This is a genomic window from Micromonospora craniellae (genome assembly GCF_014764405.1).
Taxonomy (GTDB): Bacteria; Actinomycetota; Actinomycetes; order Mycobacteriales; family Micromonosporaceae; genus Micromonospora; species Micromonospora craniellae.
On sequence record NZ_CP061725.1, the window covers coordinates 2,227,912 to 2,243,542 of the forward strand.

Consider the following 15,631-nt stretch of genomic DNA (forward strand, 5'->3'; position numbering starts at 1 on the left):
CGCCGATTTGCTCAGGTGGTGGCGGGGATCCAGGGGTTTCCGGTGACGGCTTGGATCAGGGCGTCGAGCATGTTGTTGCCTTGGCGGATGGCGGTGGCGGTGTAGCTGCGGATGGCGGCGAAGTGTTCGGCGCCGGTCATGGTGCGCATGCTTCCGGAGACCTTGATCCGTAGTTTCGGCATACGGATGGTCTGTTCGGCGGCGTTGTTGTCGAAGGGGACGGCCGGGTCGGTGACGAATCGTAGGTAGTCGTCGCGGCGGTCGCGGAGCCGGACGAACAGGGCGTGGTGTTTGCGCTGGAGTTTGCCGTCGCGGCCGGCGGTGGCCTGCGCGCCGAGCACGACGGCGGAGCGCAGCAGGTGCTGCTGCTCGCGTAGGGCGTCCGGGTTCGCTGTGTCCTGCCCGGTGTGGGCGTCGTCGGCCAGGCGGTTGAGCCGGCGCAGCGCGTTGATGGCTTGGGTGGCGAGGTCGGCGGTGGGGCCGGTGGCGGTGTCGGTGACGTAGACCAGTTCACGCAGCACGTGGGCGTTGCACAGGGCGTGGTTGGCGCTGGTGTAGGTGTCGTATGGCGCCCACGCGTCGTGCACGGCGACACCGGTGAAGCCGGGCAGGACACCGGCGTCGTCAATGGCGGCGGCGCCGCGTCTGCGGTGCGCCGTGAGGAGCACGTCGGTGCCGGTGGACGCGGAGTGCAGCCAGGCCAGACGGCCTTCGACGCGCATCCCGGTCTCGTCGAAGTGCACGACCGGCGCCTGCCGGATCCGGTCGCGGATCACCGGCAGCACCTGCTCGATGATGCCGAGGGCGGTGCGTGTGACCCAGGCGGTGACCGTGGCCGCCGCGACCGGCAGGCCGAACAGGTCCCGCAGCGCGTCGGCGGTACGGCCGATCGACAGGAACTGCCCGTGCAACAGGTAGACCCCGATCGCGGCGATCCGCGGCCCGTACACGGCAGGCGCGGTGGCCTCGGCGGGCCCGATGCCGGTGGTGCGATGTCCACACGGGCAGGCGAGGGTGACGATCTGATGCTCGGTCACCACGACCGTCGGTTCCGGAATGTCGAACACCTGCCGCCGGGTCACGGACACTTCGGCCGCGCCGGCCAGATCGTTGTCGCAGCCCGCGCACACCTCGGGGGTGTGCCGCACGATGACGTCGGGGTCGGCGACCTGCTCCAGAGTGGTGCCGGGCTGCCCGGCCGGGCGCCCCGGCCCCCGCCCGGACCTACCGCGCAAAGATTTGGGTGCCGGCTTGGCCAGCCCGTCCGTCGACGGCGGTTTCGAGGAGTTCTTCGACGACTGCTTCAGCTGGGCTTCCAGATCAGCGATCCGGCACTTCGCCGTACTGAGGTCAGCCTCCAGCTCCGCGATCCGCCCGAGCGCCTGATCCAACCGGGCGAACAGGTCCGCGTTCAGCGCAAGCAGCTGCTCATACGACGGCTGCGAAGGATCGGCGGGCACGAACGGTCAACCTCCCCGAGTCAGAGGCGATTTGACTGATCGAGGGCGATAAACGAAAGGTGCTCCTGACCTGCAAGGATTTGGGTGTCGAGTCCATGTCCACAGCAGAAGCGGGTGCACCTTTCTGGTGAGTAAGGGTAGCGGGTGGGATCAGCGGCTGGTCGTCGGCGCGGGCGGGAAGGGTCTGGTCGGTCACGCGGGTGCGGTCCTGCTGCGCAAATGCGCAGATCGGACCGGTCTGACCAGCGGTTTGAACAAGGTGCTACCGCGCGGCAAGGGCCCTGGGTGGTGGGATCGCGGCACGGTCCTGGTCTCACTCGCGGTCGCGATCGTGCTCGGCGCCACGAGCATGTCCGACATCGCGGTCCTCGCCCATCAGGGATTGGTCTTCGGTGATCGGCCGTCGGAGCCAACCGTCCGGCGAGCGTTGGCCGGTCTCGACGAGACCGCGCTGAAACGGATCGGCAAAGCGCGGGCGAAGGTCCGCGCTCACGTATGGGCCCTGCTCGCCCGCCGCCCGCAAGGGTTCCCGTGGCTGACGGTGGCGGGCAAGCTGCTGTCCGGGTGGGTGGTCATCGATCTGGACGCCACCCTGATCACCGCTCACTCACCGAAGCAGGGTGCGGCGGCCACGTTCAAGAAGGGTTTCGGGTTCCATCCGCTCGGTGCGTGGTGTGCGAACACCGCGGAATGCCTGGCCATGCTGCTGCGGCCCGGCAGTGCCGGCTCGAATACGGTCGCCGATCACATCCGGGTTCTCGGTGAGGCGATCGCTCAGTTGCCGGTCGCCTACCGGCGCAAGATTCTGATCAGGGTCGATGGGGCCGGTGCCACCCACGACCTGCTCGAGCACATCGAGGCGATGAACCGGCTGTGGCGCAGCGTGAAGTTCACCGTCGGCTGGACGATCACCGACGCCGACGAGATCGCGATCGAGCAACTGCCTGCTGAAGCGTGGACCGACGGCCTCGCCCAGGACGGCACGGCCGTCGACACCGCGCATGTCGCGGAACTGACCGGCCTCAACCAGCGCCTGGAGAACTGGAACGGCCGGCTACGGCTGCTCGTGCGGCGCACGAAGCCGTCGGCCCGGCACGCGAAGAATCTCACCGCGCTGGAGAAGCGGACCGGCTGGCGGTACGCGATCGTCGCCACCAACATCAGCCGGATCGCCGGGGTGCCGGGCTCGCACCAGCCGCAATGGATCGACGCTTTGCATCGTTCGCACGCAGGAGTGGAAGACAAGGTGCGCACGAACAAGGCCATGGGCCTGCGGAACCTGCCGTCGAAGGCCTGGACCGTCAACCGCGGCTGGGTCCTCGCCGCCAACATCGCCGCGGACATCACTTCCTGGACCCGGTTGCTCGGCCTGCACGACCAGGACGACCTCGCCCACGCCGAACCCGCAACACTGCGTTACCGGCTGCTGCACCTGCCCGCGAAACTGGCCGCCCACGCCCGCCGGCGTGTCCTGTCCATCCCCGAGACCTGGCCGTGGGCCGACGCGTTCACCCTCTGCTGGCAGCGCCTCACCCTGCTACCACTGACAACCTGACCCTGGACCCCTGTACCTACCAGTAGAAAGACCGTGACCGAGGGCCCGGAGAACTCGCGCTTCCACAGCGACACGTGGCGATATCACACCCAAACCGGGTGGACAAAACGGTCAAGCCGAAACGGTCAGGCAGGGAGCAAGACCCTCTGACGGATCGAGGCCAACCTCGTTTCGAACTGTTCGATCGTCACTCCGTCGGCCCCGGCCGCTCCGCCATTACCTTTCACCTTCAACCACGCGGCCCAGATCAGCCGCTTTGGGATATCGTGCGACTTGCCTGTCAACCCTGGCTGACTCACGCGGTTCCTCCCTCACGGTTGACCGCACAAACCAGCCTGAACGACCCCGCCCCTTCGCTCCCCGACCCACTGCGATACGCAGGCGGTTCACAGCTACTACGGGCGAGTCCGCCAGCGGCCCCGCATCGGTACTCTGCTCCTCGCGGTCTCCTCCGCTTGGAGTCCTCCCTCTCGCCGCCGGTCAACCGACGGACAGTGTCGGGGTCCGCCTTCACACGTTCCGTATGAGAGCCTGGACCGGGCTCATGCTGCCTATATGCCGGACACCACCTGGGCAGTAAGCGGATATCCCCCAGGCTCATCCCGAGACTCACCTCCGGCCTCGGTTCTGATGTCGTCTGACTGAGTTTCGACACGTCAACGGCAGAGAACTCGACGTTCATCGCTCATCTTCCCGGTCCATACCTGACGCGATCACAGTCACGCCTTCTCCAACGACGCTCAGGACGACGGTCTTCAGCCAACGCCCCTCGTGGTGGTTTGAAGCCTGCTTCCGCAAGCCGGCTCCGGAGGGCCAAACAACCTCCATCTCCCATACAGCACCGCAGTCCACGAGACCGTCATCAATCTTTGCCTCGCTTTCCACGTTCGTGTTCACAAGAGCTGATCTCAGCGACGCATATGGGTTGATTGGCGCGACACGGGCGAAGGCGGCGAGTCGGGCGGCAGTGGAGACAGGCGTGGAGCCATCGATAGACATGTCCTTGCGACAGATCCACGTCTTCGAGAGGGCTCCACGTGATTGCCTATCGTGCCATGATCGACGTCCCGAGGGAACTCGTGCAGCATCTCGCGCGGCTGCTGTACGTGCAGCGCCGGGCCTGCGGCACTCGCCGTGGCACTCGTGCGTTGACCTGCTTCTACCAGGCCCTGATGGTGCTCGTGTGGTTCCGCAAGGGTGAGGACATGACCTTGCTGGCAGCCGGCTTCGGTATCTCCCGGGCGACGGCGTACCGCTACCGCGACGAGGGCATCACGGTGCTCGCCGCCCAGGCGGCCGACCTGCACACCGCTCTGCGTCGGGCCGCCGCCGACGGCTGGTCCCACGTGATCCTCGACGGCAAACTGTTCGACTGCGACCGGCTCACCGAGACCACCCTGTCGGTCAAGGGCGAGACCATCGACGCCTGGTACTCCGGAAAACACCGCGACTTCGGCGCGAACATCCAAGCGATCATGCGTCCAGACGGGCTGCCGATCTGGACCTCGGAAGCGATGCCCGGACATCTACACGACACCAGCTGCGCCCGCGACCTCGGGATCACCGCCGCCCTGAACTGGTCCGCCGCCGAACTCGACCTGCCCGCCCTGGCCGACTCCGGCTACGAAAGCACAGGCCACGGCATCAAGACCCCGATCAAGCAGCCCACCGACGGCAGCCGCCTCGCACCCGACAACCGCGCCTACAACCGACTGCTCCGCGGCCTGCGATGGCAAGGCGAACGCGGCTTCGCCATCCTGATCGGACGCTGGAAGACGCTCCGCCACACGAACATCAGCCCACGCCGAATCGGCGACATCGTCACCGCCGCATTACACCTGACCCACTTCGAATACAAATACCTATCCGAATCTTGTTGAGATAACTTCATTGGGAATGCCCAGAATCCTGACCCCACCCTTCTTCGGGATCTCCACCGCCCGGACCGGGCCGGGGAAATAGCTGCCCGACGACATACGGTTCCACAGCCGGTAGAGGTTGTCAGCCAACCTCGTTTCGAACTGTTCGATCGTCACTCCGTCGGCCCCGGCCGCTCCGCCATTACCTTTCACCTTCAACCACGCGGCCCAGATCAGCCGCTTTGGGATATCGTGCGACTTGCCTGTCAACCCTGGCTGACTCACGCGGTTCCTCCCTCACGGTTGACCGCACAAACCAGCCTGAACGACCCCGCCCCTTCGCTCCCCGACCCACTGCGATACGCAGGCGGTTCACAGCTACTACGGGCGAGTCCGCCAGCGGCCCCGCATCGGTACTCTGCTCCTCGCGGTCTCCTCCGCTTGGAGTCCTCCCTCTCGCCGCCGGTAAACCGACGGACAGTGTCGGGGTCCGCCTTCACACGTTCCGTATGAGAGCCTGGACCGGGCTCATGCTGCCTATATGCCGGACACCACCTGGGCAGTAAGCGGATATCCCCCAGGCTCATCCCGAGACTCACCTCCGGCCTCGGTTCTGATGTCGTCTGACTGAGTTTCGACACGTCAACGACAGAGAACTCGACGTTCATCGCTCATCTTCCCGGTCCATACCTGACGCGATCACAGTCACGCCTTTTCCAACGACGCTCAGGACGACGGTCTTCAGCCAACGCCCCTCGTGGTGGTTTGAAGCCTGCTTCCGCAAGCCGGCTCCGGAGGGCCAAACAACCTCCATCTCCCATACAGCACCGCAGTCCACGAGACCGTCATCAATCTTTGCCTCGCTTTCCACGTTCGTGTTCACAAGAGCTGATCTCAGCGACGCGAATGTGTTGATTGGTGCGACACGGGCGAAGCTGTTGAGATCGGACGGTGCTGGAAGAGGACGCGGAGTCCTCGGTAGGTAGTTCTCACCACAAGATCACCTACACCATGAGGACTCCGCGTGATCGCCTATCGTGCCATGATCGATGTCCCCAGGGAACTCGTGCAGTACCTCGGCCGGCTGCTGGCCGCCGAACGCCGAGCCCGCGGAACCCGGCGTGACACCCGCGCCCTGACCTGCTTCCACCAGGCACTTCTCGTGCTCATCTGGTTCCGCAAAGCCGAGGACCTGACCCTGCTGGCCGCCGGATTCGGGATCTCCCGGGCCACCGCCTACCGCTACCGCGACGAGGGCGTAGCCGTACTCGCCGCCCAGGCGACCGACCTGCACACCGCTCTGCGTCGGGCCGCCGCCGACGGCTGGTCCCACGTGATCCTCGACGGCAAACTGTTCGACTGCGACCGGCTCACCGAGACCACCCTGTCGGTCAAGGGCGAGACCATCGACGCCTGGTATTCGGGAAAGCACCGCGACTTCGGCGCGAACATCCAAGCCGTCATGCGCCCGGACGGGCTACCGATCTGGACATCGGCGGCGATGCCCGGGCATCTACACGACACCAGCTGCGCCCGCGAACTCGGCGTCACCGCCGCCCTGAACTGGTCCGCCGCCGAACTCGACCTGCCCGCCCTGGCCGACTCCGGCTACGAAAGCACAGGCCACGGCATCAAGACCCCGATCAAGCAGCCCACCGACGGCAGCCGCCTCGCGCCCGACAACCGCGCCTACAACCAGCTGCTCCGCGGCCTGCGATGGCAAGGCGAACGCGGCTTCGCCATCCTGATCGGACGCTGGAAGACGCTCCGCCACACGAACATCAGCCCACGCCGAATCGGCGACATCGTCGCCGCCGCATTACACCTGACCCACTTCGAATACAAATACCTATCCGAATCTTGTTGAGATAACTTCACTGTCGGTGCTCGACGAACACTTCACCGAGCACTGGCAGACCAACAGCGGCACCGACTACCAACGGACCAAGCGTCGCCGGGCTGGGCTGCCCAACTACAGAATCGTCCGCTACGCGGACGATTTCGTGGTGATGGTCAGCGGCAGCCAGGCACACGCGGAGGCCCTGCGAAAAGAGGTCGCCGAGGTCCTCGCACCGATGGGCCTGCGCCTGTCGGAGGCGAAGACGAAGGTCTGCCACGTTGACGAGGGCTTCGACTTTCTGGGCTTCCACATCCAGCGGAGGCACAAACGAGGCACCGGTAAGCACGTGGTCTACACCTACCCGTCGAAGAAGGCGCTGGCCTCCATCGTCGGCCGGGTACGCGCGTTGACCAGCAGATCGTCACATCCCGCTCTTGCCGTCCTGCTGCGCCAGCTCAATCCGGTGTTGCAGGGCTGGTGCACCTACTTCCGCTACGGGGTGTCCAAAGCCACCTTCGGCTACCTCGACCAGTACACCTGGCACCGGGTCGTCCGCTGGCTGCGCAAACGACATCTCCGCACGAAGATGGCCGTCCTGAAACGCCGCTACCTACCCGGATGGCGGCCAACCGAGGACGGGGTGACGCTGTTCCAGCCGCAGCAGGTGACGGTCAGCCGTTACCGCTACCGGGCGAACAACATCCCGACGCCCTGGGCAAGAGCAACACCAGGAACAACCGGATAACCCAACGGCACGGACTCGTGGAGAGCCCGGTGCCCGGAGACGGGCCCGCCGGGTTCGGAGGGCGGGCTGAAGAAACGTAGCGTGAGCAATCACGACAACGCGCTTCAGCTCGACCCTACTCGTCCATGCACAACACGACGGCCTGGTCCGGCGGGTTCAGGTACAACCCGACGACGTCGACGAGCTTCTCCTCGAACCGCTTGTCATTGGACAGCTTGAACGTCTCCACCAGGTGCGGCTTGAGCCCTCGGGCGTCCCACACCCGCTGCACCGTCGCCGCACTGACACCGACCCTCGCCGCCATCGACCGGCACGACCAGTGCGTCGCCCCCTCGGGCCGCGAATACAGCGTCAACTCCACGATCTGATCGATCACCGCCTGCGGGATCGACGGCTTACGGCCCCGCCCCGCGGCCACCTTGCCCAGATCGGCAAGCCCACGATCGGAGAACTCCGCCCGCCACGCCCGAACCGTCATCCGGGTCACCCCGGACAACACCGCATTGTCGGCGTTGGACACCCCGTCCGCAGCGCGCAACAACACCTGCGCCCGCTGCACCAGCCGATGCTCGACCGTACGCGACTTGGCAAGAGACTCCAGCAGTTCCCGCTGACCTGTTTCGAGCGCCAACGGCGCGGCAGCACGTGTCACACGCAAAGCCTACTAAACGGCTAGCTATTTACGAGACACAACACTAGAACCTGATCGCCCACAGGTGTTACCGGGGGGTTTTCGGGGGACGATTCCAAATCACATAGATAAGCGTTGAGGCCCTGGCCGGCTTGTTGCTGGTCAACGCCTCGCGCTGGTGCCCCCGGCAGGATTCGAACCTGCGACACACGGTTTAGGAAACCGATGCTCTATCCCCTGAGCTACGAGGGCCGGACGATCAACGCCGCTCGGCGGCGGCTGTCAGCGTACCGCAGGAAGCTCCCGGGGTGATCAGCGCTGGCACCGCCACCAGCGGATCACACACCGACCGCACATCGCCGGGCCGACCGGGCCGACCGTCACCGGCGGCCACGGTCGCGCGACGCCGTTCACCTGCGGTCACCAGCTGCGGAGCACACATCGCGCACATCAGCAAAGATCATCTACCGGGCTGGAGGCCCGCTGACCGCGGGCGATCTCCGTGGGACAACCGCGGTCAGCGGACTCGCCGATGGAACGGTTCCTCAAATCCCATCACTACAGCCCGATCGAGCGTGGTGGGATCGTCCGCCTATGGCAAGGTCCGTGTGCGAGAGGAGGGGCTCATGGCGCCAGTAGTGCGGCGGTCTGCCCGAGCGATCGCCGTAGACGATCTCGGACGCCTGGTGCTCATCAAACGGACACGTCCTGGCTCACTCCCGTACTGGACCACGCCGGGAGGCGGCGTCGAGCCAGACGACCTGTCCATGACGGCCACGCTGACCCGCGAACTGCGCGAAGAACTCGGCGCGGAAGCGGACATCGCTCAGCAGGTCCTCATCCTCTCCGAACAAACGGACGAGGGAATGCTGGTACAGCACTTCTTCCTCTGCCACATTCGCACGATCGACCTCGCCCGGCGCTGCGGCCCGGAATTCGAGGACCCCTCCCGCGGCCTGAGGTGACCCGAGAACTCCGGACACGTCCCCAAGTAGGGTGACGAGGAGTCCGGGAGGAACAGTACGTGAGCAAGAAACCTGCGAAGTATTCGCCTGAGTTGCGGGCAGAAGCGGTGCGTTCGGTGGTCGAGGGTCGGCGTACCTATGCTGAGGTTGCGCGTGATTTCGGTCTGGTCGCCGAGACAGTCCGGAACTGGGTGATCGCCGAGAAGAAGCGTAATCCTGGGCAGACCGACGAGACGCGGGATGCGATCGATCGGGCGAGGGTCGCGGAGATGGAACGGCGTATCCGTGAGCTGGAGCAGGAGAACGCTTTCTTGAAAAAAGCTGCGGCCTTCTTCGCGAGAGAACAACGATAAGCGAGCGTTACGCGCTTGTCGCTGCGGAGAAGGCTGCCTTCGACGTGACGATGATGTGCCGCCTGGTCGGTGTTTCCCGGTCCGGTTTCTACGAATGGCTGGATCGGCCGCCGTCGGCCGGAGAGCGACGTCGTGTGGAGTTGACCGCGATGATCGAAGCCGTGTTTATCGGCTCGGGCCGCACGTACGGGTATCGGCGTGTGCACGCCGAGCTCGTCCGCGGTGGGGTCGAGGTCGACGATGACCTGGTGCGGCGGCTGATGGGAGCGAAGGGGCTGGTGCCGGTGCAGGTGAAGCGGCGGCGAGGGCTGACCGTGCCGGACCGTGCTGCGGGGCCGATCCCGGACCTGGTCGGCCGGGACTTCACCGCGACGGTGCCGGGCGTGAAGATGGTTGGCGACATCACCCAGATCGATACCGGCGAGGGGCCGTTGTATCTGGCTTCGGTTATCGATTGCTATTCGAAGAGTGTTATCGGGTGGGCGGTCGACGAGCGTTACCCGGCTTCTTTGGTGTGCGCTGCCGTGGACATGGCAGCGCGGCGTGTTCCGCTGCCGGACGGGGCTGTTTTTCATTCCGATCGCGGCAGCCAGTACACGTCCGGCGACTTCGCGGCCACGCTTGCCCGACACGAGATTCGGCAATCAGTCGGGCGGACCGGCATCTGTTTCGATAATGCCATGGCCGAGTCGTTCTTCGGGAAACTGAAGACCGAGTGGGTACATCATCGTGTGTTCGCTACCCGGGCTGACGCACGCCGCGAGATCATCCGGTTCATCGAGGGCTTCTACAACCGGCGTCGGTTGCATTCCGGCCTTGGCTATAGACCGCCGGCCGAAGTTCTCGATGAATGGTTTGCTAATCGTCAAGTCGCATGATAGATTGCATTTGGTTCGAGTCCGGATTTTTCGGATCACGTCAGCCGCTACGACCTCGACCGAGTAGCCCTGGCCAGTGACGAACTTGTCCACCTCGACCTCAAGCCCCGAGAACTCCACACCTTCGTACTGACCAACCGGATGGCCCTGCTCGCACGAAGCGCAAGGTTCGACGCCCCCAACACCCACCTCGGCTCACACCCAAACCCTCAGCCCACCGGTCCCGAACCCGGGCGGCTGTCAGCTCAGCCACCGTCTGGCTGACCGGCCAACCCAACGGCAGCCCTGGACTTCCGGTCATCAGTCTGCGTTGAGGAAGACGGCGGGATAGCCCTGCTCCACACAGAGCGGCACACCGTGATACTGGGCGACGATCCGGGCCGCGTCGCGCTGCGGGTGCTCGACCTCCACCACCACACACTCGCCGAAGCGGACGTAACGACCGTGAACGACAACGTCGCGCCGCTGCCACCAGCCCGCGTCGACGCCGACCTGATCGTTCCAGGTGTTCAGTTGCCGCGCGGAGTACACGGCGTCGACGAACCGCACCGCGACCTGCGGCACCATCGCCGCGACCTCGGCGTCGAGGCCGGACGTGGGGACACGGTGCACCAGCAGGAACCCAGCCGGCAGATCAAGGGCCACGCCGGCATACGAGTCCGGCCAGCGACGAGGACCGGCAACATCGACAGTCTCGGCGGCTGCCATCAACTCCTCCTGCCCTGGCCAGTACGACTGCCCGGGAGCGGGAGCACTCGACTCGGACAGGTGCGGTGGAGCCGACACAGCAGGCGTCGCGCACGCGGCCACAACAAGCAACAACGGCACAACCAGCAATACGGACAGACGTCGTCGCATAACCAGGCTCCTCGCCTACAGGCACGTGCCACCAACGAGCTATACCGGTAGAACGATCCGATCTTGGGTTAGGCGTCAGGCATGGGTATCGACGCACAGATAGTCGACCATGCAAACACGCTTTCGCATTCGGCTCCCCACTCCACATCAAGGCCGATCACGATCACTCAACTCGACGTCGTAGAGAATCCTCTTAACTGCAGGCTGCCACTTCAAGTGCACATCCCCAGGACAGAGAGACTCCCGCCCCGCCATGGCCGTAGTTGTGGATCACGCATAGGCCACCGAGCCGTTCCTGCTCAAGGCGGATGCAGGGTCGTGTGGGGCGAAGGCCGACGCGGTGCTCAAGAACCCGGGCACGCCGTAGGCGTGGCTCAACTTGAGCGCAGCGGTCGATGATTGCCTCAGCCGTTCGCGGATCCGGATCTCTGCCCCACGCGCCTGTTTGGCTGGCACCTCCGAAGACCACCGCATCACCCTGCGGGTAGTAGTGCAGAAGATCGGATGAGTGCCCTGTCTCCTCGGAAAAGAACTCGGTGATACCGGGGTTCTCGACTACGACAAGTTGTCCGCGAACCGGTATCAACTCGAGGTCGGGTACGAGGTCCCGAGCGCCCATGCCGGCACAGTTGACCACGACAGGAGCCGTGGACGCCGCCTGCCTGAGCGAATCAATCCGACGGATCTCGATCTCGCCGTCGGCTGGGGACTGTAAAAACAACGGTGTAACTCCGATCAAGGGAGTAGCACCTGATGACGATCACGACCGATGCGGTGGACACTGCCGCTGTGCCCGGTGACGAGAAGGCCAAGCGGCCGCGTACGAAGACGACGCCAGGGGGTGTCGACCCGGCGCTGGTGTCACAGCTGGTGACCCAGGCTCGTGAGCAGGGGCTGCAGCTGTCCGGTGAGGGTGGGCTGCTGCAGCAGCTGACGAAGATCGTGCTGGAGTCGGCCCTCGATGGTGAGATCACCGACCACCTCGGCTACGACAAACACGACCAGGCCGGCGCGAACTCCGGCAACTCCCGCAACGGCAACCGGTCCAAGACGGTGCTCACCGATGTCGGGCCGGTGCAGATCGACGTGCCACGCGATCGAGCGGGCTCGTTCGAACCGGCCATCGTCAAGAAGCGTCAGCGCAGGTTGTCCGGGGTGGAGGACCTGGTGCTGTCGCTGTCGGCGAAGGGCCTGACCACCGGCGAGATCTCCGCGCATCTGGCCGAGGTCTACGGCGCCGAGGTCTCCCGCCAGACGATCTCCACCATCACCGACAAGGTGATGGACGGTATGACCGAGTGGCAGAACCGGCCCCTCGATCCGGTCTACCCGGTGGTCTTCCTCGACGCCATCAACGTCAAGATCAGGGACGGGAAGGTCGCCAACCGGCCGATCTACGTCGCTCTCGCGGTCACCGCCGACGGCCACCGAGACATCCTCGGCCTGTGGGCCGGCGACGGCGGGGAGGGCGCCAAGTTCTGGCTGCAGATCTGCACCGAACTGAAGAACCGGGGCGTCGACGACGTGCTCATGGCCGTCTGTGACGGACTGACCGGCCTGCCGGATGCCATCGGAGAGGTCTGGCCCCGCACCGTGGTCCAGACCTGCGTGGTGCACCTGCTCAGGAACTCGTTCCGCTACGCGGCCCGCCAGCACTGGGACGCGATTGCCAAGGCACTCAAACCGGTCTACACCGCACCGACCGAGGCCGCCGCTACCGAACGATTCCTCGAGTTCGCCGAGGCATGGAGCAGCCGCTACCCGGCGATCGTGAAGCTGTGGGAGAACGCCTGGGCCGAGTTCGTGCCGTTCCTGGCCTTCGACGCCGAGATCCGCCGGATCATCTGCTCCACCAACGCCATCGAAAGCGTCAACGCCCGCATCCGCCGCGCCGTCCGCGCCCGCGGACACTTCCCCAACGAGCAAGCCGCCCTCAAGTGCGTCTACCTCGCGGTGATGAGCCTCGACCCGACCGGGCAAGGCCGCAAACGCTGGGCCACCCGCTGGAAGAGCGCACTCAACGCCTTCGACATCACCTTCGACGGACGCCTGTCCGCCGGCCGCAAGTAGAAGATCAACCAACCCCAGTTACACCGTTAACTTGACAGACCCGTCGGCTGCGGTCAGCCGCTGGCGCAGGTAGCCAAGGTAGACCGGCATGTTGATCAGCGGTGCGGTGTATCGCCACCCGACGACGAGGCCGTCTGGGAGTTCGTTCGGCTCGCACATCCGGAATCCGTCGAGCTGACTGCTCCACTCTGGCGGATCGACGGGTTGGCGGGATGCCTCGATGCCGGCGACGAGGCGCACGCCGGTCGCTGGTTCGGTGGCGAGTTTCCGTAGGACATTGAGGGTCTGGGCGCTCCAGACGCGTACCCGGTCGACGGGTTCGACGAGATGGGGGCCCCACATCGCTCCGGCGGCGTAGGAGGTGCTCTGCTCGGGTGGTTCGGCTGCCCAGATCTTGACCCGTTTACCGGCTTCGGCGAGGCAGACAGCGGTGGTTAAGCCGGATACGCCCGCGCCGATGACGAGGGCGTCGAGGTCGCTGCGGCTCATCGCTCGACCGTAGTGTCAGGCCGGTTGCCGCGCGAGGACGTTCTCCAGGTCTGGCAACAGGTCTGCGACATGCTGGTTGCGCTTACGGCGGCGTAGTTCGTGGGCAAGAGTGTTGAGCAGGGCCGTGCTGCGCGGTGAGCGGACCTGATCGAGGCGAGGTAAAGCCATCCGGGTGACGGCGCGGGCAACAGGCGGTGCCCCTGTCGGACACAGTGGGCGAGGTCGGCCAGGAGCCACATGCTGGTGTCGAGTTCGATCATGAATGGGAAGCCGGGTCACGGTCAGTGCCGGCGCGACCTCGCGCGACGATGAGGACGTAGGTGAACAGGCCGGGCCGGAGGCTGTCGACTCGTTCCTCGGCGGACAGCACCTGGCCGTTGGTCGGGTCGATGACCAGCGATGAGGTGGACTGCTCGGCGACGACGTGGAACGACATTCCCGTGCGTCCGGCGAGGTCGGTCGTCAGACCTTGATAGGTGATGCCGGGTACTGCCGCCAGGACCTGTAGGGTCGCCGCGCGCTGCTGTGGGTCGAGGTGGTGGTGCGAGGCCATTGCGACGACACGGTCGACGAGCAGCCTCGGATAGGTGGGTTCGGCGGCCAGCTCGGGCGGCACCAGCCGCGCGATCAGCGTGTCCGTGTCGGAGGGGAACACGTCGGGTAGGTGAGTTGCCAGTTCTCCCGGCCGGTAGCGGATGGTTGTCGGCTCGGCGGCGTCGAACAGTTCCTGCTCGTCGCGGGTGGGCTGGTGGTGGACGCCTTGCAGGTCCGGTGCCCGGCGGGTGACCTCGCGGCCGGAGCCGTCCGCGTGTCGCCAGCGTTGGGTGTCGGTGCGGACGATCGCGTTGGTCGCGCGGTTCCAGTTGCGGGTGTGTAGGTATTCGTAGGGCAGCACCGTGGTGGCGCTGTCGTCCGGTGTGCTGACCAGGGTGTCGGCGAGCAGGGTCAGTCGCTGTGGTGCGGTGAGTCCGGTATCGGTGGGGGTTCGGGCAGGTGTGCTGGCCGGCGGTGTCACGGTGGCCGGGGTGCCGCCGGTCGTGTCCGGTCGCGGGCCAGCGGGTCCGGTGTCGGTCTGGCACGCGGCGAGCAGGACGAGCGTGCCGCCGACCAGCGAGGTGCACAGGAGGCGAGCCATGGGAGTGAGGTTCACGGTGCCTTCAGCAGACGGGTTTGCGGGCGTGGATGACCTGGCGTTCGTAGGAGGCCAAGAGCACGCGGGGATCGGCCATGAGCGCCCCGAACCGGTCGATGTCGCGGCCGGTGATCTCGGTCAGGGTGGGGCGCAGGTGCGTGACGATGTCCGCGAGGAGACGGCATCCGGGGCCTCCGCCGGTCCACGTCTCGGTGCCGGTGTGCGTGCAGTGCCCCGCCATTCCGTTGTCCAGCAGCAGGGTGTCGATGTCGCGGGTCCAGGTCGCCGACCCGTCCGGGCCGACGAGGACCCTGCGCGCGTGGTGCATGACGGTGCCGATCAGGCGGGCGTCCTCGGCGTCAGGTGCCCGGTAGATGCGTGGCGTGGTGGGCGTGATGAAGGCCAGCGCGAGCGTGCCGCCGGGCCGTAGTCGAGCGATCATCTGCTGCACCACGTCGACCGGGTCGCGCAGCGGACCGTGCGGCCAGCGGGCCACGATGAGGTGGTAGCTGTCGGTCGTGCCGGGCAGCAGGTCGCAGTCGAGGTCGCGCCGGTAGATGTCGATGACGCTGGTGGGGGCGAGCTGGCGGGTGTCGGCGGTGACGGCGGTGACGGATCCGTCCCGGCCGACGAGTGCGGCGAGGCGGGCAGTGATCTCACCGGGGCCGGCGCCGACCTCCAACACCACCTGACCGGGTTTGATCTTCAACCGGTCCAGGTGGTTGCCGATGATCGAGTCGAGAAGCTGGTGCGCCGGTCCCGGGCGTGTGAACAGCGACGTGGTGGTCATGGGTTT

17 protein-coding genes, 1 tRNA gene and 1 pseudogene are annotated in these 15,631 nt (G+C 65.8%); 8 read left to right on the top strand and 11 right to left on the bottom strand.

The features are described 5' to 3' along the window. Positions 1–11: 11 nt before the first annotated feature. Positions 12–1,460, bottom strand: coding sequence for an IS66 family transposase (gene tnpC, locus ID554_RS09835; RefSeq protein ID WP_191088768.1), 1,449 nt, complete (start codon positions 1,458–1,460; stop codon positions 12–14). A gap of 127 nt (positions 1,461–1,587) precedes the next feature. Between tnpC and ID554_RS09840 the strand changes: the two genes are divergently transcribed. Next, entirely contained in the window at positions 1,588–3,015 is a 1,428-nt protein-coding gene (locus ID554_RS09840) for an IS1380 family transposase (RefSeq protein WP_199489339.1), read from the top strand. A 678-nt stretch (positions 3,016–3,693) separates the two neighbouring features. On the opposite strand, the gene ID554_RS09845 is transcribed toward ID554_RS09840, so the two are convergent. Next, positions 3,694–4,014, bottom strand: a complete 321-nt coding sequence (locus ID554_RS09845) for a hypothetical protein (protein WP_191088769.1) — start codon at positions 4,012–4,014, stop codon at positions 3,694–3,696. A 38-nt stretch (positions 4,015–4,052) separates the two neighbouring features. Between ID554_RS09845 and ID554_RS09850 the strand changes: the two genes are divergently transcribed. Next, entirely contained in the window at positions 4,053–4,895 is an 843-nt protein-coding gene (locus tag ID554_RS09850) for a transposase family protein (protein WP_396888495.1), read from the top strand. Here ID554_RS09850 and ID554_RS09855 read toward each other — a convergent pair. Next, entirely contained in the window at positions 4,878–5,159 is a 282-nt protein-coding gene (locus ID554_RS09855) for a hypothetical protein (RefSeq protein WP_223884512.1), read from the bottom strand. The genes ID554_RS09850 and ID554_RS09855 overlap by 18 nt on opposite strands. A gap of 757 nt (positions 5,160–5,916) precedes the next feature. Here ID554_RS09855 and ID554_RS09860 point away from each other — a divergent pair. Together ID554_RS09860 and ID554_RS09865 are read left to right on the top strand one after the other, a co-directional pair. Further along, positions 5,917–6,741 carry a transposase family protein gene (locus ID554_RS09860; RefSeq protein WP_191088878.1) on the top strand — a complete coding sequence of 275 codons (825 nt, stop codon included), beginning with the start codon at positions 5,917–5,919 and terminating at the stop codon, positions 6,739–6,741. 16 nt (positions 6,742–6,757) lie between these two features. Beyond that, positions 6,758–7,459, top strand: coding sequence for a group II intron maturase-specific domain-containing protein (locus ID554_RS09865; RefSeq protein WP_117231390.1), 702 nt, complete (start codon positions 6,758–6,760; stop codon positions 7,457–7,459). Positions 7,460–7,577: 118 nt separating this feature from the next. On the opposite strand, the pseudogene ID554_RS09870 reads toward ID554_RS09865, so the two are convergent. Then, positions 7,578–8,111: pseudogene (locus ID554_RS09870) on the bottom strand (helix-turn-helix domain-containing protein); the annotation flags it as partial. Between the two features lie 155 nt (positions 8,112–8,266). Beyond that, positions 8,267–8,342: transfer RNA gene (locus tag ID554_RS09875), tRNA-Arg, on the bottom strand. Positions 8,343–8,716: 374 nt separating this feature from the next. Here ID554_RS09875 and ID554_RS09880 point away from each other — a divergent pair. Genes ID554_RS09880 through ID554_RS09890 form a run of 3 tightly spaced genes read left to right on the top strand, consistent with a single transcriptional unit; the run spans position 8,717 to position 10,286 of the window. Beyond that, the gene (locus ID554_RS09880; RefSeq protein WP_117231391.1) at positions 8,717–9,055 is read left to right on the top strand and encodes an NUDIX domain-containing protein; all 339 of its coding nucleotides are present in this window, start codon (positions 8,717–8,719) and stop codon (positions 9,053–9,055) included. A 59-nt stretch (positions 9,056–9,114) separates the two neighbouring features. After that, positions 9,115–9,408, top strand: a complete 294-nt coding sequence (locus ID554_RS09885; RefSeq protein WP_191088698.1) for a transposase — start codon at positions 9,115–9,117, stop codon at positions 9,406–9,408. Continuing rightward, positions 9,405–10,286 (top strand): IS3 family transposase, encoded by an 882-nt coding sequence (locus ID554_RS09890; protein WP_191088873.1) that lies wholly within the window; start codon positions 9,405–9,407, stop codon positions 10,284–10,286. Before ID554_RS09885 ends, ID554_RS09890 begins: the two co-directional genes overlap by 4 nt. 300 nt (positions 10,287–10,586) lie before the next feature. Here ID554_RS09890 and ID554_RS09895 read toward each other — a convergent pair whose 3' ends face one another. Next, the gene (locus ID554_RS09895; RefSeq protein WP_147333669.1) at positions 10,587–10,994 is read right to left on the bottom strand and encodes a hypothetical protein; all 408 of its coding nucleotides are present in this window, start codon (positions 10,992–10,994) and stop codon (positions 10,587–10,589) included. A 343-nt stretch (positions 10,995–11,337) separates the two neighbouring features. Continuing rightward, the gene (locus ID554_RS09900; RefSeq protein ID WP_158573891.1) at positions 11,338–11,883 is read right to left on the bottom strand and encodes an FAD-dependent oxidoreductase; all 546 of its coding nucleotides are present in this window, start codon (positions 11,881–11,883) and stop codon (positions 11,338–11,340) included. A gap of 14 nt (positions 11,884–11,897) precedes the next feature. Here ID554_RS09900 and ID554_RS09905 point away from each other — a divergent pair, with 14 nt between their 5' ends. After that, positions 11,898–13,214, top strand: a complete 1,317-nt coding sequence (locus tag ID554_RS09905) for an IS256 family transposase (RefSeq protein ID WP_191088637.1) — start codon at positions 11,898–11,900, stop codon at positions 13,212–13,214. 18 nt (positions 13,215–13,232) lie between these two features. Here the strand turns inward: ID554_RS09905 and ID554_RS09910 are convergent, their stop codons facing one another. The 4 genes from ID554_RS09910 to ID554_RS09925 all read right to left on the bottom strand — a co-directional run bounded on the left by ID554_RS09910 (position 13,233) and on the right by ID554_RS09925 (position 15,625). Further along, positions 13,233–13,703, bottom strand: a complete 471-nt coding sequence (locus ID554_RS09910; RefSeq protein ID WP_117231228.1) for an FAD-dependent oxidoreductase — start codon at positions 13,701–13,703, stop codon at positions 13,233–13,235. Positions 13,704–13,718: 15 nt separating this feature from the next. Then, positions 13,719–13,871: a hypothetical protein gene (locus ID554_RS09915; protein ID WP_191088955.1), complete on the bottom strand. Its 153-nt coding sequence runs from the start codon at positions 13,869–13,871 to the stop codon at positions 13,719–13,721. A gap of 88 nt (positions 13,872–13,959) precedes the next feature. Beyond that, on the bottom strand, positions 13,960–14,838 hold the full coding sequence (locus ID554_RS09920; RefSeq protein WP_223884513.1) for a hypothetical protein: 879 nt from the start codon (positions 14,836–14,838) through the stop codon (positions 13,960–13,962). A 22-nt stretch (positions 14,839–14,860) separates the two neighbouring features. After that, a complete protein-coding gene (locus tag ID554_RS09925; RefSeq protein ID WP_117231226.1) occupies positions 14,861–15,625 on the bottom strand; it encodes a class I SAM-dependent methyltransferase in 765 nt (254 codons plus the stop codon). Positions 15,626–15,631: the final 6 nt, after the last annotated feature.